The following is a 21,574-nucleotide window of genomic DNA, read 5'->3' as shown; positions in this document are numbered from 1 at the left end:
GTACAAATCATAGCACAACTCAGGCGACATGGTTCACGCACTAAGAACGTGTTTACGATCTGCTGCGCGTCGGCGATACGGCGTTGAAACCATCTTCGAAATGCTCATGTACCGTATGTACATTCCGCTTTCTCAGCCGCAACGCCTTGTCTCGCTCTAACTCGCGAGATCGTAAACACGTTCTAAGCATTCTCAATCAAGGCCCGCGGCCTCGCCGTCTTCAAGAACATCTTGCATAAACTCGCCTTCATCCATCGCTTGGATGAATAGGTACGCAATATCCAGACGCCGAAGCAAGGCCTACCTCCCAGTGCGCCGCCGCCGGGTGACATGTGCCCACGCCTCCATCTCCGAATAGGTCAGAGCCTGCGGGCCGCAGTCCGAAAACTGCCGCCCTGCCGATAAGCAACGCCAAATAATTAGGTGGGGTCCAGACAAAACAAAGCCCTCCCCCAATGGGGAGGGCTTTGTCTGAATGAAGCGGGGAAATCAGTGCTGATGCCCGTGCTCGCCGTGCACATGCTGGTGAGCGATTTCCTCAGCCGTGGCCGCGCGCACGTCCACCACTTTGACGACAAAGCGCAGGGCTTTGCCGCATAGCGGGTGGTTGCCGTCCAGCAAGACGGTGGGGCCTTTGATCTTGGTGACGAAGTAATAACGCGGCTCGCCATCCGGGCCAATGCGCTGGATTTGGCCGCCCACCTTCACGCCGGGCGGGAAGTCCGACTTGGGCATGGTGGTGACCAGGGCTTCGTCGCGTTCACCGAAGGTGTCTTCGGTAGCCAGTTCCAGCGTGGTTTGAAAACCCGATTCCTGGCCTTCCAGCGCGGCTTCCAGCTTGGCGAACAGGTTGTCGTAATCGCCGTGCAGGTAGGAGACGGGCTTCTTGCCATCGTCGTAAACCAGGCCCTGGCTGTCGGTGACTTTCATGCGCAGGGTAACGGCGGTGTTGGCGGTGATTTTCATGGCGGGCAATAGCAAAAAAATGGAAGCGAGAAGGGTCTCAGTTCAGCGAGGGAGTGTCAACCGAAACACCCCGGTTTGCTGGATACGGATGCGGCTGCTTTCAGGAGAAGCCCTCCCCGTCCCCAGCAGCCAACTCCTCACTCGGAGCCGGCCACCCTCCCCGGCTCCACCCTTATTCTTGCGCGGCGGCTTCCATGGCAAGGCTTCCAATGCGCCAGCATCACAGCACACGGCCTCTCAGAACGTGTTTACGATCTCGCGAACTAAGGTGAGACAAGGCGAAAACAGCTGAGAAAGCGGAGTGTACACATGGTACATGAGCATTTCGAAGTTGTTTTCAACGCCGTATCACCGACGCGCAGCAGGTCGTAAACAGGTTCTCAGATAGTGGTCGTATCCCAGATGACCATCTGGAGTGCAACAATAACTCAATAAAATCAATACCGCCCAGTATTCATGAAGTACGTTCCAACAACATGTAACAGCGGCATGAACAGCAAACAGCCCATCGCCAGCCAGACATACTGCTTGGACTCTCGCATCCTTCGGGAAAGACCACACAAGAAAACGCCCAAGCAGATCAAAGCCAATGTACCAAATAGGTCACTATCTGCTAATACCGCTAGATAAGAGGAGAGGTCGTCCATCACTTCCCATTCTCAATCCAGCCAATACCTTTTTCCGGGCAGATGATAATCAATTTTTTATACCATGCCATATCCGCCGTTACTTCACCAAAAGAAAAGCTACCTTCTTTTATATAAAAGCATTGATCTCCCTTCTTCACCTTAAAGCTTGCCTTGCTTAGCTCAGAAGATTCGTACACCTCAGTCGGCGTAGCGCTCACAATCTCAAATTTTTGCAGCTCCAGATGCTCCCCCCAAAAGCTGGGAGCCTGACGCATAAAATAGATGGAGGTCGCAGCAACAGCAATAGCAGCCACAATCAAGTTAATAATCAAGGATTTTTTCATTTCTTTGGATATCACTCTTTCTCTACGGTTCTATTGAATTTATGGAAACGTAAATCAAAAACCTTGAGACCGAACTCGCTTTCAAAAACCCATCATTATATCCACGGCCAAAGAAAGCACTTCAACACTCTGAGAGAACGCGGAGTACAGAAGGGCCCCCAATCGATCTCATCAGGGGCCCCTTTTTAACACCGGAAGACTTACCCCCTCTTCTTCCGCCCCAACTTACGCGGCAAGGCCTCCAACTCGTCCAGGCTGAGATGGAGGCGGTTCACCGCCTCCACATGCCGCGGCAGGTCCACCTGTTCCACCCCCAGATTCAACAACAACTCCAGATAGTTGAAAAAGCTCTTGCACATGCGGCGGCGGTGGCCGCGTTGGCTGTAATCCATATCGCTGGCGATGCGGAACAACAGGCCGCGCGCGGAGTGCTGGCGGTTGAGTTTCAGCATCTGCGCCAGATGGGCGGCGTACTGATGGCCCAAGGCGCGGGCTTCACATTCATCCTTGGCCTCGGCCGGCTGCCAGTAATGCGGATAGGTGCGGCCTTTGACGCGGCGGATGAAGGGCAGGCTGAGGTCTTTGGCGTGGGGACCGGCAAACCGGTAGCGGGAGCGCGGCCCTAGCGGCGGGAGTGGAGAGGCATCCTGATGGACGTCTTGGGTTTCAGTAGCGGACGGAGAGATTTCGATGCCTAGCACCGGACGGACTAGCTTTACCATTTGCAACCTCCTGAGCAGAAGGGCCCGGCCGCAAGGCGGCAGGGCGGGCACATGACAAGAGTTAGCCTACCGGTGAGTTCTTACGAAAGCCGGCGCGCCCGCGAGGGCGCCACTTGCCATGGCCCGCCCGAATAGGCAAAGCAATGGCAGCGGATACGCTGTGGAAACAGCGCATCCGCAGTAAGAACTCATAAGCGGGAGGCTAATCCCGAGCGCCGCGATTGCTGCGGCGCGGGGGCTATTGTTGAGGAGGAGTGGGAGGGCGTCAAGCCGGCGGGGTCCGGTAAGGTGGATCGCCGCCATCATCTTGTGCGGCGCAGCGGGGTTCCGCGTGGGTATCGCTACGCTCCACCCACCCTACGCGCGGCCGCTCGTCATGGGTAGGGTGGGTGGAGCCGCAGGCGATACCCACCAGCCGCCAGCCCCGGCAGGAACAAGCCATTAGCGCAGCGGAACGTAACCGGTTCTAAGAACGTGTTTACGATCTCGCGAGCTAAGGCGAGACAAGGCGTTGCGGCTGAGAAAATGGAATGTACGCGCGGTACATGAGCATTGCGAAGCGGTACTCACCGTGCCACGTCTCACGACGCGCAGCAGATCGTAAACCGGTTCTAAGAGCCGCTAACAACACCTCGCAGAGAACCTGAGCCAAGGCGCGCCGACGCAGGCCGTACAAGTCGTACGGCAAGGAGGCGCAACGTAGGATTAGGGGTTTGGTTAGCGGGTCTAAGAGAGAGGCACCGCATCCGCCGCCAACCCCGCCTGAGCATTGACCAGGGTGATGATGAAGTCCCGCATCCAGCGATGGCCGGGGTGCTGCTGGGTGCGGTCATGCCAGGCCATGCCCACTTCAAAGCTTTCGGTGGGTAGCGGAAACTCCACTTGTTTTAGCGCGTCGCCGCGGTCTTGCACCAGGCGCTGCGGCACCAGCGCGACAAAGTCGGACTGGGCCACCATTTCCGGCACAAACAGGAAGGACGCGGCGGACAAGGCCACGTTGCGGCGCAGGCCCAGCGCCGCCAGCGTGCGGTCCACCGGGGTGAAGAAGCCGTTGCCGTCCAAGGACACGATGACGTGGTCCAAGGCCGCGTATTCTTCCACGCTCAGCCCTTCTTTCAGGGTGGGGTGGTCGCGGCGGCCTATCAGCACATAGTGTTCGTCGAACAGACGGCAGCTTTGCAGCTTGGACGGGGCGGCCGGCGGGGTCAGCAGCGCCAGGTCCAGATCGCCCTGCTCCAGTTGCGCTTCCAGCCGGTGCAGGTCCAGCGCGCGCACCGCCACCCTCACGCCGGGCGCGCTTTTGCGCAGTTCCCGCGCCAGCGGGATCAGCAGCGCGGCTTGCAGGTAATCGGTGCAGGCGATGGCCACGGTCAGGTCCGCGCTGGCCGGCTCAAAATCCTGATGTCCGGCCACGGTGGCGCGCACTTCGTTGAGCGCCTTGCGCAAGGGCTCGAACATTTCCAGCGCCTTGGCCGTGGGATACATGCCGCGGTGGACGGCCACCAGCAGCGGGTCGTCAAACAACTCGCGCAGGCGGTTCAATTGCGCGCTCACCGCCGGCTGGCTCAAGCTCAGCCGCGCGGCCGCGCGCGTCACGTTCTGTTCCACCAGCAAGGCTTCCAGCGTTACCAGCAGATTGAGGTCGAGTCGTTTGGTATCCATCTGATGAATAGTAAGCAATAAAAACCGTGATTTCACGAATAGTTGACCGCGCGTCAGACTGGCGGCTTTCCACCGTGAAACTCTTGGAGGCCGCATGAACCGACAAGCTCTCATCATCCACGCCCACCCGGACCCGGCGTCGCTGACCGCCCAATTCGCCGCGCTGGCGCGGCAAAGCAGCGCAAGCGGCTGGCGATGGATTGTTGATCATGCTGTTTCCGCTATGGTGGTACGCCCTGCCCGCCTTGCATAAAGGTTGGATTGACCGAGTCTACGCTTAAAACCTGTTCACGATCAGCTGCGCGTTGGCGATACGGCGTTGAAAACGTCTTCAGAATGCTCATGTACAACATGTACATTCCGCTTCTTCAGCCGTTTTCGCCTTGTCTCGCCTTAGCTCGCAAGATCGTAAACAGGTTTTTACGGCTTCGCCTATGGCTACCGCAACGAGGACAACCGCTGGCGCTACGGCGACGGCGCGCTGAGCGGCAAACGCGCGATGCTGGCCGCGATGGTGGGCGGGCCGGAGCGGGACTACGGCCCGCGCGGCATCAACGGGCCGCTGGAACAACTGTTGTTTCCGGTGACACATGGCTGCCTGTTCTACCCCGGCATGGAGGTGCTGCCCACCCATGCGGTCTACGACGCCAACCGCCTGTCCGGCGCTGGGCTGGACGCAGCCAAGGACGCCTGGCGGCGGCGACTGCTTGGGGTATTCGATGAGCCGCCAATCCCCTTCCGCCGCCAGAATGGCGGTGATTACCCGGACGGCCACACTTTGGGCGAACAGGTGGCCGCCGACGCCAGCGGCCTGACGGTGCATATCGCCGGCTGACGACAGCTACAAACGCCAGCCCAGCCGCATGCCTTCATAGATGGCTTCTTCCGCGGTGCGCGGCGCCAGGCAATCGCCTATCGCGTGCAGCTCGGCCCCGCAGCCGCTCAGCTCTTCCAACAAACCATCCTCGGCCTGGTGGCCCTGACACAGCACCAGGCAGTCCACGTCGCTTTCCACCATGGCTTCCTCGCTGGCGGTGTGCAGCAGATACACGCTGTCGTCGTCGTGGCCGTACAGCCGCGCGTACGGCGTTACCGTCACGCCGGCGCGCTGCAGTTGCCCGGCCAGGTGGTCTCGCACATACATTTGCAGCGCTTCGCCGGCATGGGTGCCGTTGACCGCCAGCCTCACCTGGTGGCCGGCGGCGGCCAGCCGCAGCGCAATGCCGGGGCCGATCCAGTCGCAACGCCAGTCCGCCACCAGCACCTTGCCGCCCCGCACCGCTTCGCCGCGCAGCACTTGCCAGGCGTCCAGCACTGGCATGGCGCCGCCGCCTTCCAGCGCCGGCCAGCGCGGCCGCGCGCCGGTGGCCACCACTACCGCGTCCGGGGCCAGCCGCCGCACCAGTTCGCGGTCCACCCTGACGTTGCGCCTCACTTCCACGCCGGCCAGTTGCAGTTCCCGTTCCAGATTGGTGATCAGGCCGCCAAATTCCGCGCGGCCGGGCAGCAGTTGCGCCAGCAGAGCCTGGCCGCCCAGTTGCGGGCCGGCTTCGTACAGGCTGACCTGATGGCCGCGCTGCGCCGCGATCACCGCCGCCTTCATGCCCGCCGGACCGCCGCCGGCCACCAGCACTCGCCGCGGCGCGGCGGCCGGCCGCAGTTCGCCGTATTCCAGTTCGCGGCCGCTTTGCGGGTGTTGGATGCAGGAGATGGACAGGCCGCGGTGGAAGCGGCCGATGCAGGCTTGATTGCAGCCTATGCAGGCGCGGATGTCCTCATGCCGGCCCTGTTCGGCCTTGGCTGGCAGTTCCGGATCGCAGATCAGCGCGCGGGTCATGCCGCAGCCGTCGGCCTGGCCGCCGGCCAATAGTTGTTCGGCCTCCTGCGGCTGGTTGATGCGACCGGCCAGCAGCACCGGGATGCTGAGCGCGCGTTTGAAGCGCGCCGCTTGCGCCGCCAGGTAGGCGGCCGGCAACGCCATCGGCGGCGCGATGTGGATGGCCGCGCCCAGGGTGGCGGAGCTGCCGGCCACCAGGCTGACGTAGTCCAGTTCGCTCTCCAGCGCCCGCGTCGCCGCCAGCGCCCGCTCGGCGTCCATGCCCTCGCCTTCTTCCTCGCCGGCGGAGATGCGCAGGCCCACCACAAAGCCCGGCCCGCCGCCGGCGCGGGCGGCGGCCACCGCTTCGCGCAGGAAGCGCAGCCGGCCGGCGTCGTCGCCGCCATAGCCGTCTTCACGGCGGTTGACTTGGGGGTTGAGGAATTGCGCCGGCAGATAGCCGTGGCTGGCGACGATCTCGGCGCCGTCCACGCCGGCGGCGCGCAGCCGCCTTGCGGCCGCGCCGTAGCCGGCGATGATTTCATCTATCATTTCGCGGCTCAGCGCGCGCGGCTGCACGTGGAAGCGCTCGCTGGGGGTCGCCGAAGGCGCGTAGGCCACGCTCAGCAGGCCGTCGGCGCTTTCCATGATTTCGCGGCCGGGATGGAACAGCTGGGCGAACAGCTTGCAGCCTTCGGCGTGCACGGCCTCGGCCAGTTGCCGGTAGCCGGGCACGCAGCTGTCGTCGGTGGCCATCAGGGCGTGCGAGGTGTAGTGCGCGGTTTCGTGGACGCCCGAGACTTGCAGCACGATCAGGCCGACGCCGCCGCGCGCCCGCGCCCGGTGGTAGGCCACCAGCGCCGGGCTGACCCGGCCGTCCACCGGCAGCACGGTGTCGTGGCCGGTGGACATGATACGATTCTTCAGCAGCGCCGGGCCGATGCGCAGCGGGGAGAACAGCAAGGGGAACAAGGTGCTCATCGCGTGGACCTTTGATCGGGTTTGGCGGACGCCAGCTCTATGGCAGTTTGATTTTGCTTAAATTAAAATTTATTGCAAATTTTTTTAATAAAATACAAGTCAGAACCGCGAACACACGCCGCGGCACAGGATTTCATCGTGAGCAAAAACGCAACATCCGCCGCCGCCGCCCCGCTGCAGCTGGGCGCCCGCATCCGACAACTGCGCAAACGCCAGGGCCTGACGCTGAGCCGGCTGGCCGAAACCAGCGGCCTGTCCGTGGGCCACATCAGCCTGATCGAACGCGAGCTGGCCCAACCGTCCATCAACGCGCTGGTGAATATCGCCCGCAGCCTGGGTGTGACGGTGCAGTGGTTTTTCAACGGCGCAGCCGAGCAGGCCGAGGACGAGAAGGACTACATCGTGCGCCGCGATCAGCGGCCGCGGCTGGATTACCAGAGCGGTTTCGTCGACCATTTGCTGACGCCCAAGAACCAGCGCCAATTGGAGATGATCCATTGCCTGATCCCGCCCGGCGCCAGTTGCGACGAGGGCTACAGCCATAACGGCGAGGAAGCCGGCTTTGTGCTCAAGGGCTCGCTGGAGCTGTTTGTGGGCGAGCGCCAGTTTCATCTGGAACAGGGCGACAGCTTCGCCTATTCCAGCAGCGAGCCGCATCGCTACCGCAATCCGGGCAACGGCGAGACCATCGTGATATGGGTGATTACTCCGCCCAGCTTCTGAGAACCAGGCCAAAGTCTGCTGCGCTTCAGCGATACGGCGTTGAAACCATCTTCAGAATGCTCATGTAGCACGTGTACATTCCGCTTTTTCGCTCGTTTTCGCCTTGTCTCGCTCTTGCTCGCGAGACTTTGAAGAGCCTGTTTGCGATCTGCTGCGCGTCGTGAAGCGTTGCACGGCGAGTACCGCGTCGAAATGCCCCCCAAGCAAAGCCGCTCCCTCAGCGGCTTTCGTTTTTTCCCGCGCGGGCTTGCGCAGCGCCCGGCCCGCTCAAAGCCTGCCGATGCCGCAACAGTTTTTTAATAAAATCAAAATAAATTTTACAGTTTTTTGATCGCTTCCTAGACTGTCCCGGCCGGCGCGGATAAGCCGGCCACGCAGCATCAGAGGAGACCGATCATGAAATTGACGCATCTGAGCATCGCCGCCTGCCTGCTGGCCGGCGGCGTCGCCTCCGCCAACCAACTGGTGGTGGTGTCCTACGGCGGCGAGAACCAGGCGGCGCAATCGCGCGCCTATTACGCGCCCTATCAACGTCAAAGCGGCGTGCGCATCGTCGCGGACGCCTGGAACGGAGAGTTCGCCAAGATCAAGGCGATGGCGGCCACCGGCCGCTCGCGCTGGGACGCGGTGGAGGTGGACGCCGCGGCGCAGGGGCGCGGCTGTGAGGAGGGCTTGCTGGAGAGGCTGGATTACCGGCGGATAGGCGACAAGGCGGACTTTGTGCCCGGCGCGGCCCAGCCTTGCGCCATCGGCATGTTCCTGGCCTCCATGGTGCTGGCTTACAACGAGGACAAGCTGAAAACCGCGCCGCAAAGCTGGCGCGATTTCTGGGATGTGAAGCGTTTTCCGGGCAAGCGGGCATTGCGCCGCGGCGCGCCCTACACGCTGGAGATCGCGCTATTGGCGGACGGCGTGCCGCCGGCCGAGGTTTACAAAACCTTGGCCACGCCGGCCGGGGTGGACCGCGCTTTTCGCAAGCTGGATCAGCTCAAGCCCTATATCCAGTGGTGGGAAAGCGGCGCGCAGCCGCCGCAATACCTGCTGTCCGGCGACGTGGTGATGAGTTCTTCCTACAACGGCCGCATCAGCCTGGCGCGGCGCGAGGGCCGCAAGCTGCGCATGGTGTGGCGCAACAATATCAGCGAGTTCAGCTACTGGGCCATTCCCAAGGGCTCGCCCAACAAGGACGAGGCGCTGAAGTTCATCGCCTTCGCCAGCCGGCCGGAGCAGCAAAAGCTGTATTCGGAGCAGATGCCCTACGGCCCCAGCAACCGCAAAGCGCTCAGCCTATTGCCGGCGGCGGTTCAGTCCGAGCTGCCCAGCCACCCGGCCAATATGGCCGGCTCGCTGGCGATGGACGCCGCCTTCTGGACCGATCACGGCGAGGCGCTGGAGCAGCGCTTCGCCAGTTGGGCGGCCAAGCGGCCGTAAGCGGCGCCGCTCATCCCGCAAGCTTTAATCAGCCCGCCGCCGCCGCGGCGGGCCGCCAGGCTAGGCTCAGGCCAGCCGCCACAGGGTGAAGGCCACGTCCGGCGTCCACCCGGGGTTGGAGCGGTGCGCTTGCAGGCAGCGGTAAAGCTGGCCCTGGTAGCTGACGCCGTCGTCCACCTGGTAGTCGTGCTCGTTCAACCACTCCGGAAACTCCGGCTCCGGCCCGCCGCCGCCGGTGCTGGCGCTCACGCTGTTGCTGGGGCCGGAGACGTGGCCGGCGGCGTCCAGCGCTGTGACGAAATAACGGTAGGCGGTGCCGGGCCGCAGGCCGCTGTCCAGGTAGTTGAGCGCGCTGGTCTCCCCCGCCGGCTGGCCGTCGCGGTGCAGCTGTTAATGCGCCACCGGCTGTTCGCCGCCCTGGGAGGCGTCCCAGCTCAGGCTGATGGCGGTGTCGCTGCGGCTGTCCACCTTGAGGTTTTGCGGCGCGCCCGGCCGGTTGCCGCCGCTTTCGCCGTGGATCAGTTCGGCGTAGTCGCGGACAAAGCCCCAGTCGTACGGCCGGCCGCCGGCGTCGCGTCCGGCGTCCCAGTTGACCGACCAGGTCATCAAGCCGCGGATGGGATTGCCGTCGGCGGCCAGGCGGCTGAAGGCGCGGTAAACCGCGCCGGGGTCCGCCACATAGCCGGTGGCGGCGGCGTCGTTGTTGGCCGGCAGGCCGATGGCGAACTTGTCCGCCGGAATGCGCAGGAAGCCGCGGCTGCCGTTGATCAGGCTATCGGTCAGGTAATAAAGAAAGTCTTCTTTTTGCTCCTGGTTGTCCTGAGACAGCCAGGCGTTCAGCTCGTCCACCCAGACGCCGTCGCCGCCCTGGTTGTAGTACTGCGGGGCGATGAAGTCGTAATAGCCGTCCAGCGCGGCGAGGTAAGGCGCGTATTTGTCCCCGGTTTTCAGGTAGGGGAATTCCGGCGCCATGCTGATGATGAAGCCGCGGCCCTCGGCGGCGTAACGGTCTTTGACTCGCTTGAGCGCGGCCGGGATCACCGCGCTGTTGTCTGCGGCGGCGATGGCGCTTTGCTCCAGATCGATGTCCAGGCCGTCGAAGCCGTAGGTTTCCACCAGGCGGATGATTTCGTCGGCCAGCGCTTGCTCTTGCCCGGCATGCAGTTCGATGTGGGCGTCCGCGCCGCCCAGCGAGATCAGCACCGCCCGCCCCTGGCGATTGAGTTCGCCCACTTGTTCGCGGAAGGCCTGATCGCTCAGATTGTAGGGTTTGAAAGTGGGAATGCCGGCGCCCTTCATGAAGGCCACCGCCACGATATTGTAGTCGGCCGGGGTTTCCGCCAGCGGCAGGTCCGCGGACTGGCCGCGCTGGTAGCCGTTGCCCGGCTCCGACGGCCAGTTGTGCCAGAAGCCCATCAAGAAGTTACCCGCGATCTCCGGCATCAATGAGGCGTCGTCGCTCAGCGCGCGCCGTTCCGGCTTGGCGAATTGATTCATCTGCCCTTCCTTTCATGGAGACGACAGCGGCGGCCCAGGCCGCCGCGCCTTGCGCGATGCGCGTCGATCAGCTGAAGTCGAAATCGATCACCTGATAAAAGGCGTTGCCGGTGTCGGCCACTTCCCAGACCGCCAGCACCACGTGATAGCCCTGGCGCTCCGGCAGCCTGACGTTGTGGATGGTGGGGTCCGGCGGCATCAGTTCGGCGCCGTGGGACCAGTAAGGCTGGGCGGTCAGTTCCACTTTATAGAAAGGCTCGGACTCGAACTGGGCGCGGCTCAGCGGCTGATTGGGATTCCAGCCGGGCTTGGTGATGAAGTAGTTCCAGCGCCGGGTCAGGTGGACGGCGTGATAGCTCCAATGGAATTCCTGCGCCTGACCGGATTTGACCGGGTGCTTGTGCCAACGCTCGGCGCTCTGCTCGTCCAGCACCGCGGCGAAGGCCTGGCCGGCGCTGGCGATCTTGCCGTCCGCCGGCGGGGCCACATTGGCCACGTCGTCCGGCGCCAGCGGGTCGCGCAGGCCGCCCGCGCCGGCGGGGAAGAATTTGCCGCCTTCCAGGCCGTTGACCTGCCAGCTTTGCAGCGGGCATTGGGCGTTGACGCCGTCCACGCAGAACTGGCCGCGCGATTCCGGCTTGAACACTTGGCCATGGCGCGGCTGTTGGCCAGGCCTGGATTCGACATTGGTGTAGCTCATCAGGATACCCCCGGGTTGATGTCAGGACGGCGGCGTCCGGCGCAAGTCCGGACCGCCCGCCGCCCACATCTTATTATCCCGATGGAATACGCAATGCTGTCCTTTCAGCTGGACACCAATTTCAGCTCATGGTCTAGCGGCCTGGCCAGCCGCCACAAGGCTTGGTCCAGCCGCGCGTTGTCGCCGCTGGGCCGCGCCAGGGCCGGCGCCGGTTCCGCCGCCGCCAGCTGCCGCTCGATGAAAGCGTGGATCCGCGGGCGGCGCGGTCCGCGCATGGTCTCGCCGCAGGCGATCTTCACCGCCAGCAGGCGGTTGATCTCAGCGGCCAGTTCGGTGTCGTCGACGGTGCCGGCGGCCAGTTGGGCGAAACGCGTCGGCGGCATGCCGCGGCCGGCGTCCAGCCAGCGCACCGCCAGCAGGGCTCTCAGCACGTACAAGTATTTTTTCAGGCACACGCTGTCGCCCTGCAGGTGGGCGTCGAAGTTTTTGCGCGCCATCGCCAGGTAGTGCCAACGGCATTTGAGGTCCGAGCGGAAGTCCGGCGCCAGACCGCGCAGCAGCCGCAGCGCCTGCGGGTCCGCCCGGTACACCAGCGGCGATTGCAGCCATTCGCACAGCGTGGGGTTGGAGCCTTGCAGCAGGCGCAGCGCCTTGCGCAGCTCCCAGCCGCTGATGTCCAGCTCATCGTTGATCGGCAGTTCGATCACGTCGCGCTGCGGCATCACGCGCAAATACCATTCCGGCTCGTGCACGTAGATGAAGCGCACGTCGTAATCGCTGTCCGGCGACGGAAAACCCCAGGCGCGGCTGCCGGATTCACAGGCGTAAAGCACTCGCACCCGGTGCCGTCCTTCCAGCGCGTCCAGTTCGCGCCGCACCCGCTCGCGCATCGCGTCTTCCAGCGGATGTTGAAATAAAAATTCTCGCATTATCTTTGTCTCCAGCCCTGCCTAGGGGCTTGCTTTAGCTGCTGTTCAATGTCCGCCGCGCGCAGGCCGGACGGCTAGCAAAGAAGCTTAAAAACCGCTCCCGCGCTGGCCCGCCCCGCCGCGCGCCCGATCATGAACCGCCGCTCATCCTTTCACGCACACCACCTGGCGCAAGGTGTGCACCACCTCCACCAGGCTGGACTGCGCCGCCATCACCGCGTCGATGTCCTTGTAAGCCATCGGGATTTCATCAATCACCTCGGCGTCCTTGCGGCATTCCACATGGGCGGTGGCGCGGCGCTGGTCTTCCAGGTCGAAGCGGCGCTTGGCTTCGGAGCGGCTCATCGCGCGCCCGGCGCCGTGGCTGCAGGAACAGAAGGCTTCCTCATTGCCCAGGCCGCGCACAATGAAGCTCTTGGCGCCCATGGAGCCGGGAATGATGCCCAGTTGCCCCTTGTGGGCGGCCACCGCGCCCTTGCGCGTCACCAGCACTTCGCGGCCAAAGTGGGTCTCGCGCTGCACGTAGTTGTGGTGGCAGTTCACCGCTTCCACTTCGGCGTCGAAGGGCTTGCTTATCACGCCGTGGGCGGCGTCCACCGCCTGGCGCATCATCAACAGGCGGTTTTGGCGCGCGTAGTCCTGGGCCCAGCCCACCGCTTCCACGTAGTCGTCGAAGTGACGGCTGCCTTCTTCGAAATAGGCCAGCTCGCGGTGCGGCAGATTGGCGATATGCCCGCGCATGTCCGCCTGGGCCAGTTCGATGAACAGATTGCCGATGGCGTTGCCCACGCCGCGAGAACCGGAGTGCAACATGAACCAGACCCGGTCCGCCTCGTCCAGGCACACTTCGACAAAGTGATTGCCGGTACCCAGCGTGCCCAGGTGAAGGTGGTTATTGGTTTTCGCCAGCTTGGGATATTTGGCCGTGATGACGTCGAAACCCGGCAGCAGCCGCGCCCAGGCGGCGTCCACGCCGGCCGGCGGCCGCTGCCAAGCGCCTTTGTCGCGGCCGGAGCGGGAGGCGCTGCGGCCGTGCGGCACCGCGGCTTCAATGGCGCTCCGCAAGCCGCCCAGCTGGTCCGGCAGGTCCGCGGCGCTCAAGGTGGTGCGCGCCGCCATCATGCCGCAGCCGATGTCCACGCCCACCGCCGCCGGAATGACGGCGCCCACCGTGGGGATCACGCTGCCTATGGTAGAGCCCTTGCCCAGATGCACGTCCGGCATCACCGCCAGGTGCCGGAAGATGAAGGGCAGTTGCGCGGTTTGCAACAGTTGCTGACGCGCGGCGTCTTCCACAGGCACGCCTTGCGTCCACATCTTGATGGGCGCGCCGTTGGCCGCCAGCAGGGTTTGATAGGGATTCACGGTCATATTCTTGTCTTTCTTTGTGCATATCTGTTTTTAGAGCCGCTAACAAAACCGCGCAGCCGACCTGAGCCAAGGCGCGCCGACGCAGAAAACGAAGTGTCTGCGAAGCGACAGCACCAGTCGTGCGACAAGGAGGCGCAACGCAGGATCAGGGGTTCTGTTAGCGGGTCTTAGAACCTGTTCACGATCTCGCGAGCAAGAGCGAGGCAAGGCGAAAACAAGCGGAAAAGCGGAATGTACTCGTGGTACATGAGCATTTTTGAGCTTGTGCTCACCGTGCAACGCTTCACGAAGCGCAGCAGATCGTGAACAGGTTCTTAGCGCGCCGCCGGCGCGCTTCGCCCCAAGGTGCGGGCAGGCTTGCGCCGCCGCGCCCGTTCCGCGTATTGCCAGAATCGTGCCAGCTTCATGACAACTTGAAATTAAACATTCAAGCCATTGATTTAACAATAACAATCCTCCCACCCAGGTCCGCGCCGTCGGTTTCGGCAAAACCGTCATCAAGTCTTTTTTGATAAAATAGTCTATTCAATTATCCAAATAGATAATATATGCACGATAGAGTGGCGATTGGTTTCCTGGGCACGGTGCTGGACCGGCGCGGCCACGGCGCCGAGCGCTGGAAGAAATGGCGGCCCTCGGTGGGCATTTGCGCGCAGCCCGACATGCCGCTGCGGCGGCTGGAGTTGCTGCACGACAACCATCATGCGCGGCTGGCGCAACTGACGGCGCAGGATATCGCCGCGGTGTCGCCGGGCACCGAGGTGCGGCTGCATCCGGTCAATCTGCAAGACCCGTGGGATTTCGAGGAGATGTACGCGGCCTTGCACGACTTCGCCGCGCGCTACGCCTTCGACACCGAGCACGAGGATTACCTGGTTCATATCACCACCGGCACGCATGTGGCGCAGATTTGCTGGTTTCTGCTCACCGAATCCCGCCACCTGCCAGCGCGGCTGCTGCAAAGTTCGCCGGCGCGCCAGGGCCAGCGCCTGGCCGGCGAGGTCAGCCTCATCGACCTGGATCTGTCGCGCTACGACCAGATCGCGCAACGTTTCCGTCAGGAGAGCGACGACACCGTGTCCTTTCTCAAGTCCGGCATCGCCACCCGCAACACGCGCTTCAACCGCATGATCGAGCAGATCGAGCGGGTGGCGGTGCGCTCCGACGCGCCCATCCTGCTCAGCGGCCCCACCGGCGCCGGCAAGAGCCAGCTGGCGCGCCGGCTCTACCAGCTGAAAAAGACGCGTCACCGGCTGGACGGCCGCTTTGTCGAGGTCAATTGCGCCACCCTGCGCGGCGACAGCGCGATGTCCGCGCTGTTCGGCCATGTGAAGGGCGCGTTCACCGGCGCGCACGGCGAGCGCGCCGGCCTGTTGCGCAGCGCGGACGGCGGCATGTTGTTTCTGGACGAGATAGGCGAGCTGGGCCTGGACGAGCAGGCGATGCTGCTCAAGGCCATAGAGGAGAAGCGCTTCTTCCCTTTTGGCGGCGATTGCGAGGTGCACAGCAATTTCCAGCTGATCTGCGGCACGGTGCGGGACTTGCGCCAATGGGTGCGCGCCGGCCGCTTCCGCGAGGATCTGTACGCGCGCATCAATCTGTGGAGCTTCGATCTGCCCGGCCTGGCCGAGCGCCGCGAGGACATCGAACCCAATCTGGAATTCGAGCTGGCGCGCCACGCCGAGCAGCACGGCCTGCGCGCCCGCTTCAACGCCGAGGCGCGCCGCGCCTACCTCGCCTTCGCCGCCTCGCCGCAGGCGCGCTGGCAGGGCAATTTCCGCGAGCTGTCCGCCTCGGTGACGCGCATGGCCACGCTGGCCGACGCCGGCCGCATCGACGAGGACGGCGTCAGCGAGGAGATCGCGCGGCTGCGTCACGGTTGGCAAGACGAGACGCAGGACGAGGCTAGGGACGAGGCGCTGGCGGCGCTGGACCCGGAGCGGCTGGCGCAGCTGGACCTGTTCGACCGCATGCAGCTGGAAGGCGTGCTGCGCGTCTGTCGCGACGCCGCCACGCTGTCCGAAGCCGGCCGCCGGCTGTTCGCCGCCTCGCGCCAGCTCAAGGCCCAGCCCAACGACGCGGACCGGCTGCGCAAGTATCTGGCGCGCTTCGGCCTGGATTGGGAGCGAGTGCGCCGCCGCGATTTAGGCTGAACGGGCTATTGCCCGCTCCCCGCCGCCGGCGTAGCATCCATAAGGTGTAATAAACATATACCTTTAAAGGCGACCACCATGCCGGACCCGCTCTCAGCCGAACAGCAACAGGAAGTGGACTTGGCGCGCAGCTTGCTGCGCCAGGTCATAGACCCGGAAATCGGCGTCAACATCATCGACCTCGGCCTGGTCTATCGCATCGATCCGCAAGCGGAACAGCTGTTGATCGAGATGACCATGACCTCGCCCGCCTGTCCGATGGGCGAAATGATTCTGGACGAGGTGGAGTTCGCGCTCACCCACGGCCTGCCGCCGCAGCGCCGCATCCACGTCAATCTGGTGTGGGAGCCGGCCTGGTCGCCGGAAAGAATGAGCGAGGACAGCCGCCGCCATTTCGGCTGGCAGGCATGAAGGCCCGGCTGCCCTGGCTGGGCCTGGCCGCGCTGGCCCTGCTCTGCGGCGCGCTGGCCGGTCTGGCGCGCCTGGGCTGGGCCGTGCCGGCCGCCGCCGCGGCGCTGGCCGGCTGGCACGGCGCGCTGATGATAGGCGCCTTCTTCGGCGGCGTGATCAGCCTGGAGCGGGCGGTGGCCTTGAACCGCGGCTGGGCCTTGCTGGCGCCGGCGGCCGCGGGCTTGTCCGGTCTGTGCCTGATCGCCGGCCTGCCGCCGCCGGCGGCGCAGTGGCTGCAAACGCTGGCCGCCGCCGTCTTGCTGGCCGGCAGCGTCCAGGTGCTGCGGCGTCAGGCCGCCGCCTTCACCCTGACCCTAGCCGCCGCCGCGCTGTGCTGGCTGATCGGCGCGCTGGCCTGGCAGCTGGGCGGCGATCAGCAGACGGCCGTGCCCTGGTGGCTGGCCTTCCTGATCCTGACCATTGCCGGCGAACGGCTGGAACTGACCCGCTTGCTGCCGCTGTCTTCCGCGGCCCGGCGCGGCTTCGCTCTGGCGGCGCTGACGCTGGGCGGCGGCGCGGTCCTGTCCCTGTGGCGGCCGGACGCCGGTCTGCGGCTGTACGCGGCGGCCTTGCTGGCGCTGGCCGTCTGGCTGCTGCGCCACGACATCGCCCGGCGCAATGCGCGCCAGCGCGGGCTGACCCGCTATATCGCCGTCGCCCTGCTCTGCGGCTACGGCTGGCTGGCCGTCGCCGGCGCATTGGGCCTGGCCGGCGCGCTGCTGCCCGGCCATCCCTGGCGCGACGCGGCCTTGCACGCGGTGGGCCTGGGCTTTGTGTTTTCCATGGTGTTCGGCCACGCGCCCATCATCATTCCGGCGCTGACGCGGCTGAAACTGCCTTACCGCCCGCTGTTCTACGCGCCCTTGGTGGCCCTGCACCTGTCCTTGCTGCTGCGGCTGTACGGCATGCTGGACGGCGCTTTCGCCTGGCGGCGCGCGGCCGGCCTGCTCAATGCGCTGACCCTGCTGTTTTTCATCATCCTGCTGCTGAGCAGCCTGCGGCGCGGCCGCGCGCCGGCGAAGCCAGGCCAGAAAGAAGCCACCTCATGAAGCGACACCCCGCGCTGCTGGAATTGTCCCGCGAACACCACCACGCCTTGAAAATGGCGCGCCAGGCCCGGCTGGCCGTCGAATCCGGCGATCCGGAGCGGCAAACCCAGCTGGCCGCCGCGCTGCGCGCCTGGAGCGCGGAGGCGCTGGAGCCGCATTTCGCGGAAGAAGAAGCGACGCTGCTGCCGCGGCTGGCGCAGACGGAACACGCGGCGCTGGCCGCCCGGGCCTTGGACGAACACCGCCGGCTGCGCGCGCTGATCGCGGAATTGGCCGCGCCGCAAGCGACGACGCTGGCGCGCTTCGCCGAGCTGCTGCAAGACCATGTGCGCTTCGAGGAGCGCGAGCTGTTCGAACGCTTTCAGGCGGGTCTCCCGGCCGGCGATCCGCTCAGCTCTTAGAACCGGTTTACGATCTGCTGCGCGTCGTGGAGCGTGACACGGTGAGCACCCTTTCGAAATGCTCATGTGCCACGCGTACATTCCGCTTTCTCCGCCGCAACGCCTTGTCTCCCCTGAGCACACGAGATCGTAAACACGTTCTTAAGTCAGATTCCGCGCCATCTGCCGGCGCAACCAATCCAGCACCGCCCGCCGGCGCGGGTCGCCGTCGAAGGGCCGCGACGACAGCAGCACATAGTTGGAGCCGTCCTCGCGAAAACCGGCCGGCGCCGTCAATTGGCCCAACGCCAGCGCGTCCGCCGCCATATAGAGCGAGGCGATGGCCAGCCCCAAACCGGCCTCGGCCGCCTGCAGGCTGAGGTAAAAATGCTCGAAGCGTCCGGCCTCCCCCGCCGCCGCCTCTCCCTGCGCCGCCAGCCAGCGGCTCCACGCTTCTGGCCGGCTGTCCGCGTGCAGCAGGGGCAAGGCGCGCCAGTCTCCGCCCGCGGCCTGCAGCCGCGCTGGCGCGCACACCGGTCCCATCCGTTCCCGCGCCACTTCGGCCACGTGGTCGCCCAGGTTCCAGCCGCTGTCGTCGCGGCGCAGCGCCAGGTCGATTCTCTGTGAGGAAAAATCGACTTTCCCGCCGGCGGCGGACAGCAGCAGCTCGATGTCGGGATGTTCGGCCTGGAAGGCCGGCAAGCGCGGAATCAGCCAGCGCATCGCGATGGTGGGTTCGCAGGACAGCCGCAAGGGCGCGTCCGCCTGCCTTTGCGCGCGGGCCGCACCCTGCTCCAGCACGCGCAGCGCCTCGGCGCAGCTTTGGCGGAAGCTCTCGCCGGCCGCGGTCAGAAACACCGCCCGGTTGCGCCGCTCGAACAGGGCCACGCCCAGCCCTTCCTCCAATTGCTTGACTTGGCGGCTGACCGCGCCGTGGGTCACGCACAGCTCGGCGGCGGCTTTGACGAAGCTGCCGTGGCGGGCGGCGGCTTCAAAGGCGCGAACGGCGGTCAAGGCCGGAATGCGATAGCTCATCTGTGATTTTTCCTCACGCAATGCAAGGACAATAAATCGATTTTCCCCGCGCGCCAAGCCCGCGACAATCGCCGCGTCTCCCTTTGAAAGCCTTGTCGCGATGAACGAACTCCTGACCGTAGCCCTGCTGACCCTGCTCGCCGTGATCAGCCCCGGCGCCGACTTCGCCGTCATCACCCGCAACAGCCTGCAATACGGACGCGGCCACGGTCTGCTGGGCGCTTTCGGCATCGCTTTGGGCGTGCAATTCCACGTGCTGTGCGCGCTGCTGGGCGTCAGTCTGCTGCTCAGCCGCACACCCTGGCTGCTGGCCGGCTTCAAGCTGCTGGGCGCCGCCTATCTGCTCTACATCGGCTACCGCACCTTCGTCCAGCCGCCACTGAGCGCCTGCCCCGCGGATAGGGGCGGCCGGCAGAGCGCCTGGGCCGCGCTGCGCGCCGGCCTGCTGTGCAATGCGCTCAACCCCAAGACTTCGCTGTTCGTGCTCAGCCTGTTCAGCCAGGCGGTCAACGCGGACACGCCGCTGTCGTTGCGCGCGGGCTACGGCCTGTTCATCTCCGCCGCCCATCTGGCCTGGTTCGCGCTGGTGGCCTTGCTGTTCACCCAGCCGCGGCTGCACGCCGGCATGTTGCGCCGTCAGCGCGGCTTGAACCGCGTCATAGGCTGCGCCTTGATCGGCCTGGGCGCCGCGCTGGCGCTGCGCTGAAACCGCCCATTTGTCATCAAACCGGCCCTTTTGTCTGGCAAACTGCCATGCTGTGAACCATCACGCATAACGGACAAGAAATGGTCATACCGGGGACTCTCCTCCGCCCGCTGCTGGCGGCGCTCGGCGCATGCTGGGCGCTGACGGCGGCGGCGGCCGACATCAAGGCCTATACCGAGGACCTGCCGCCGCTCAGCTATGTGGAAAACGGCAAGGTCAAGGGCTATGCCGCCGAGGTTTTGCGCCTGGTCGCGGCGGAAGCCGGGCTTAGCCTGGCAATCGAGGTGCAGCCCTGGCTGCGCGCTTACGCCACGGTGCGAAAAACGCCGGACGCGCTGTTGTTCGCCATGGTGCGCACGCCGGAGCGGGAAACCCAATTCCAGTGGGTGGGGCCGATAGGCCCGCGCCGCGTCTTCCTGTACCGGCTGTCCGCCCGCCGCGACATCCGTCTGAGCGGCGCGGCGGACGCGCGGCGCTATCGCGTGGGGGCGCTGGCCGGCTCCGCCGCCTTCAACCGGCTGGCGGCGCTGGACCCACGGCGCGAAGGGCTGGACGCCGGCCAGGACGACGCGGCCAATCTGAACAAGCTGCTGCTGGATCGCGTCGATCTGGTGGCGATGCTGGACTGGGCGATGCGCTGGCATCTGGACAAGCTGAAGCTGCCGCCGCGCACGGCGGCGCCGGCCTATTTGCTGGACGGCGGCGGCCAATACTGGTTCGCTCTCAACCCGGCCGCGCCGCCCCAGCGCGCCCGGCGTTTGCAGCAGGCCTTGAACCGCCTCGCCGCCGACGGCCGGCTGCGGCTGCTGCGCCGGCGCTATCTGGGCGATTGAGAGCCGCGAACAAAACCTCGCAGAGACGCGCCGACGCAGAAAACGAAGTTTCTGCGAAGCTACAGTACCCGGACAACGCAGGATCAGGGGTTTTGTTAGCGGGTCTAAGCCGGATCTAAGTCGGGTCGAAGCCCGGCGGCGCAAGCTTGTCGCGCAGCAGACGGATTTCGTCGCGGTGCAGCGCGGCCAGCGCCTGCGCCTGATTGCGTCCGGCCTCGGTCAGGTGGATTTCCACCTGCCGCCGATCCTCGCGGCCGGGCCGGCGCTGCACCAGGCCCAGCTCCTCGCAGCGGCTGACCAGCGCCACCACGCCGTGGTGGTGGGATTGCAGCCGCTCGGCCAGTTCGCCCACGGTGGCCCAGTCGCGGCCCGGATAGCCTTGCACGTGCAAGAGCAGTTGATATTGCAGCGGCGTCAGGCCGTGGCCGCGGCAGGCGTCTTCGCTGAACCGCAGGAACACGCGCAGTTGATGGCGGAATTCGGACAGGCGTTCAAAATCCGCCTTGCTCAGGATGGGGGAGTCTGGAAAGGGATTCATGCTTGAATTTATATCACATCATGATACATATTGAGAGTATGTTCCGCCCGCCATGCCAGTCCCGTCCTCAAGGAGCTTCGCCATGAAACTGAGCCATTATCCGAAGATGCTGTTTTCCAGCCACGGCGGCTGGGACGAGTTGCGCGGGCGCGCGCCGTCGCCGCGCCGCCTGATGTGGAAGCTGGTGCTGCCGTTCTCGCTGCTGCCCGCCTTGATGATTTGCTACGCCGGCCTGGCCCACGGCAGGCTTTACGCGCCCGACGCCGGCATGGAGCGCTGGCTGGCCGCCGCCGCGCTGTTCTTCGTCGCCGAACTGGCCACCGTGCCGCTGATGGCCTGGACGCTGCAAACGCTGGCCGCCAGCCACAAGCTGGCCGCGAGCTTCAAGAATTGCTTCTTGCTGGCGGCCGGCGCGGCGGTGCCGCTGTGGCTGTCCAGCCTGGCCTTGCTGGCGCCGGATCTCGCCTTCAATCTGCTGGGCGCGCTGCTGGGCCTGGCCGCGGCCTTCGCCCTGCTCTACCACGGCGCGCCGGCCATGCTGGGGCTGGAGGAAGAGGTGGAGTCGCAGCACTTCGCGTACAGCGCGCTGTGCGCCGGCGCGGCCGCCTGGGCGCTGTTGCTGGCCTTGGTGCTGCTGCCCTTGTTCGGCGGCTGGTGAC

General features: G+C 65.0%; 22 protein-coding genes and 1 pseudogene. 11 read left to right on the top strand and 12 right to left on the bottom strand.

The genetic code is table 11. From position 1 onward, the window contains the following. Positions 1-489 precede the first annotated feature (489 nt). From AB1Z25_RS05800 to AB1Z25_RS05785, 4 genes are all read right to left on the bottom strand, one after another. Complete coding sequence (locus tag AB1Z25_RS05800; RefSeq protein WP_048410490.1) at positions 490-966, bottom strand: FKBP-type peptidyl-prolyl cis-trans isomerase; 477 nt, start codon at positions 964-966, stop codon at positions 490-492. A 646-nt stretch (positions 967-1,612) separates the two neighbouring features. Continuing rightward, on the bottom strand, positions 1,613-1,954 hold the full coding sequence (locus tag AB1Z25_RS05795; RefSeq protein WP_486636784.1) for a hypothetical protein: 342 nt from the start codon (positions 1,952-1,954) through the stop codon (positions 1,613-1,615). A 185-nt stretch (positions 1,955-2,139) separates the two neighbouring features. Further along, positions 2,140-2,661 (bottom strand): hypothetical protein, encoded by a 522-nt coding sequence (locus AB1Z25_RS05790; protein WP_486636783.1) that lies wholly within the window; start codon positions 2,659-2,661, stop codon positions 2,140-2,142. Between the two features lie 726 nt (positions 2,662-3,387). Then, complete coding sequence (locus AB1Z25_RS05785) at positions 3,388-4,323, bottom strand: LysR family transcriptional regulator (protein WP_107799912.1); 936 nt, start codon at positions 4,321-4,323, stop codon at positions 3,388-3,390. A gap of 209 nt (positions 4,324-4,532) precedes the next feature. Between AB1Z25_RS05785 and AB1Z25_RS05780 the strand changes: the two genes are divergently transcribed. Together AB1Z25_RS05780 and AB1Z25_RS05775 are read left to right on the top strand one after the other, a co-directional pair. Beyond that, complete coding sequence (locus tag AB1Z25_RS05780; RefSeq protein ID WP_370646608.1) at positions 4,533-4,604, top strand: NAD(P)H-dependent oxidoreductase; 72 nt, start codon at positions 4,533-4,535, stop codon at positions 4,602-4,604. A 152-nt stretch (positions 4,605-4,756) separates the two neighbouring features. Then, positions 4,757-5,158: pseudogene (locus AB1Z25_RS05775) on the top strand (NAD(P)H-dependent oxidoreductase); the annotation flags it as partial. A gap of 6 nt (positions 5,159-5,164) precedes the next feature. On the opposite strand, the gene AB1Z25_RS05770 reads toward AB1Z25_RS05775, so the two are convergent. Continuing rightward, positions 5,165-7,120, bottom strand: a complete 1,956-nt coding sequence (locus tag AB1Z25_RS05770; protein ID WP_486636782.1) for an oxidoreductase — start codon at positions 7,118-7,120, stop codon at positions 5,165-5,167. A 138-nt stretch (positions 7,121-7,258) separates the two neighbouring features. Here AB1Z25_RS05770 and AB1Z25_RS05765 point away from each other — a divergent pair, with 138 nt between their 5' ends. Then, positions 7,259-7,843 (top strand): cupin domain-containing protein, encoded by a 585-nt coding sequence (locus AB1Z25_RS05765; protein ID WP_486636781.1) that lies wholly within the window; start codon positions 7,259-7,261, stop codon positions 7,841-7,843. Between the two features lie 396 nt (positions 7,844-8,239). Continuing rightward, positions 8,240-9,274: an ABC transporter substrate-binding protein gene (locus AB1Z25_RS05760; RefSeq protein ID WP_107799915.1), complete on the top strand. Its 1,035-nt coding sequence runs from the start codon at positions 8,240-8,242 to the stop codon at positions 9,272-9,274. Between the two features lie 66 nt (positions 9,275-9,340). On the opposite strand, the gene AB1Z25_RS05755 is transcribed toward AB1Z25_RS05760, so the two are convergent. The 5 genes from AB1Z25_RS05755 to AB1Z25_RS05735 all read right to left on the bottom strand — a co-directional run bounded on the left by AB1Z25_RS05755 (position 9,341) and on the right by AB1Z25_RS05735 (position 13,771). Further along, entirely contained in the window at positions 9,341-9,523 is a 183-nt protein-coding gene (locus AB1Z25_RS05755) for a carbohydrate-binding protein (protein WP_486636780.1), read from the bottom strand. Between the two features lie 141 nt (positions 9,524-9,664). Further along, positions 9,665-10,771: a chitinase gene (locus AB1Z25_RS05750; RefSeq protein ID WP_486636779.1), complete on the bottom strand. Its 1,107-nt coding sequence runs from the start codon at positions 10,769-10,771 to the stop codon at positions 9,665-9,667. Between the two features lie 67 nt (positions 10,772-10,838). Further along, on the bottom strand, positions 10,839-11,471 hold the full coding sequence (locus AB1Z25_RS05745) for a lytic polysaccharide monooxygenase auxiliary activity family 9 protein (protein ID WP_107799917.1): 633 nt from the start codon (positions 11,469-11,471) through the stop codon (positions 10,839-10,841). Between the two features lie 104 nt (positions 11,472-11,575). Then, the gene (locus AB1Z25_RS05740) at positions 11,576-12,400 is read right to left on the bottom strand and encodes a nucleotidyltransferase domain-containing protein (protein WP_486636778.1); all 825 of its coding nucleotides are present in this window, start codon (positions 12,398-12,400) and stop codon (positions 11,576-11,578) included. A gap of 144 nt (positions 12,401-12,544) precedes the next feature. Then, positions 12,545-13,771: an RtcB family protein gene (locus AB1Z25_RS05735; RefSeq protein ID WP_486636777.1), complete on the bottom strand. Its 1,227-nt coding sequence runs from the start codon at positions 13,769-13,771 to the stop codon at positions 12,545-12,547. A 548-nt stretch (positions 13,772-14,319) separates the two neighbouring features. Between AB1Z25_RS05735 and rtcR the strand changes: the two genes are divergently transcribed. The 4 genes from rtcR to AB1Z25_RS05715 all read left to right on the top strand — a co-directional run bounded on the left by rtcR (position 14,320) and on the right by AB1Z25_RS05715 (position 17,824). Continuing rightward, positions 14,320-15,924: an RNA repair transcriptional activator RtcR gene (gene rtcR, locus AB1Z25_RS05730; RefSeq protein ID WP_486636776.1), complete on the top strand. Its 1,605-nt coding sequence runs from the start codon at positions 14,320-14,322 to the stop codon at positions 15,922-15,924. A gap of 78 nt (positions 15,925-16,002) precedes the next feature. Then, complete coding sequence (locus AB1Z25_RS05725) at positions 16,003-16,335, top strand: metal-sulfur cluster assembly factor (protein WP_107799924.1); 333 nt, start codon at positions 16,003-16,005, stop codon at positions 16,333-16,335. Further along, a complete protein-coding gene (locus tag AB1Z25_RS05720; protein WP_486636775.1) occupies positions 16,332-17,423 on the top strand; it encodes a hypothetical protein in 1,092 nt (363 codons plus the stop codon). The genes AB1Z25_RS05725 and AB1Z25_RS05720 overlap by 4 nt, the downstream gene beginning before the upstream one ends. Beyond that, a complete protein-coding gene (locus AB1Z25_RS05715) occupies positions 17,420-17,824 on the top strand; it encodes a hemerythrin domain-containing protein (protein WP_227107383.1) in 405 nt (134 codons plus the stop codon). Before AB1Z25_RS05720 ends, AB1Z25_RS05715 begins: the two co-directional genes overlap by 4 nt. A gap of 141 nt (positions 17,825-17,965) precedes the next feature. On the opposite strand, the gene AB1Z25_RS05710 is transcribed toward AB1Z25_RS05715, so the two are convergent. Further along, positions 17,966-18,838 carry a LysR substrate-binding domain-containing protein gene (locus AB1Z25_RS05710; RefSeq protein WP_235089603.1) on the bottom strand — a complete coding sequence of 291 codons (873 nt, stop codon included), beginning with the start codon at positions 18,836-18,838 and terminating at the stop codon, positions 17,966-17,968. A gap of 100 nt (positions 18,839-18,938) precedes the next feature. On the opposite strand from AB1Z25_RS05710, the gene AB1Z25_RS05705 reads away from it, so the two are divergent. Continuing rightward, positions 18,939-19,544, top strand: a complete 606-nt coding sequence (locus tag AB1Z25_RS05705) for a LysE family transporter (RefSeq protein WP_486636774.1) — start codon at positions 18,939-18,941, stop codon at positions 19,542-19,544. Positions 19,545-19,624: 80 nt separating this feature from the next. Then, positions 19,625-20,377: a substrate-binding periplasmic protein gene (locus tag AB1Z25_RS05700; protein ID WP_486636773.1), complete on the top strand. Its 753-nt coding sequence runs from the start codon at positions 19,625-19,627 to the stop codon at positions 20,375-20,377. 115 nt (positions 20,378-20,492) lie between these two features. Here AB1Z25_RS05700 and AB1Z25_RS05695 read toward each other — a convergent pair whose 3' ends face one another. Beyond that, positions 20,493-20,915, bottom strand: a complete 423-nt coding sequence (locus tag AB1Z25_RS05695; RefSeq protein ID WP_486636772.1) for a MarR family winged helix-turn-helix transcriptional regulator — start codon at positions 20,913-20,915, stop codon at positions 20,493-20,495. A gap of 82 nt (positions 20,916-20,997) precedes the next feature. Here AB1Z25_RS05695 and AB1Z25_RS05690 point away from each other — a divergent pair, with 82 nt between their 5' ends. Continuing rightward, positions 20,998-21,573 carry a YIP1 family protein gene (locus AB1Z25_RS05690; protein WP_486636771.1) on the top strand — a complete coding sequence of 192 codons (576 nt, stop codon included), beginning with the start codon at positions 20,998-21,000 and terminating at the stop codon, positions 21,571-21,573. Position 21,574 lies beyond the last annotated feature (1 nt).

The organism is Chromobacterium sp. HL1, from assembly GCF_057418835.1.
Note: the sequence above shows the minus strand (reverse complement) of the source record. Positions and strands in the feature narration are given on the sequence as shown.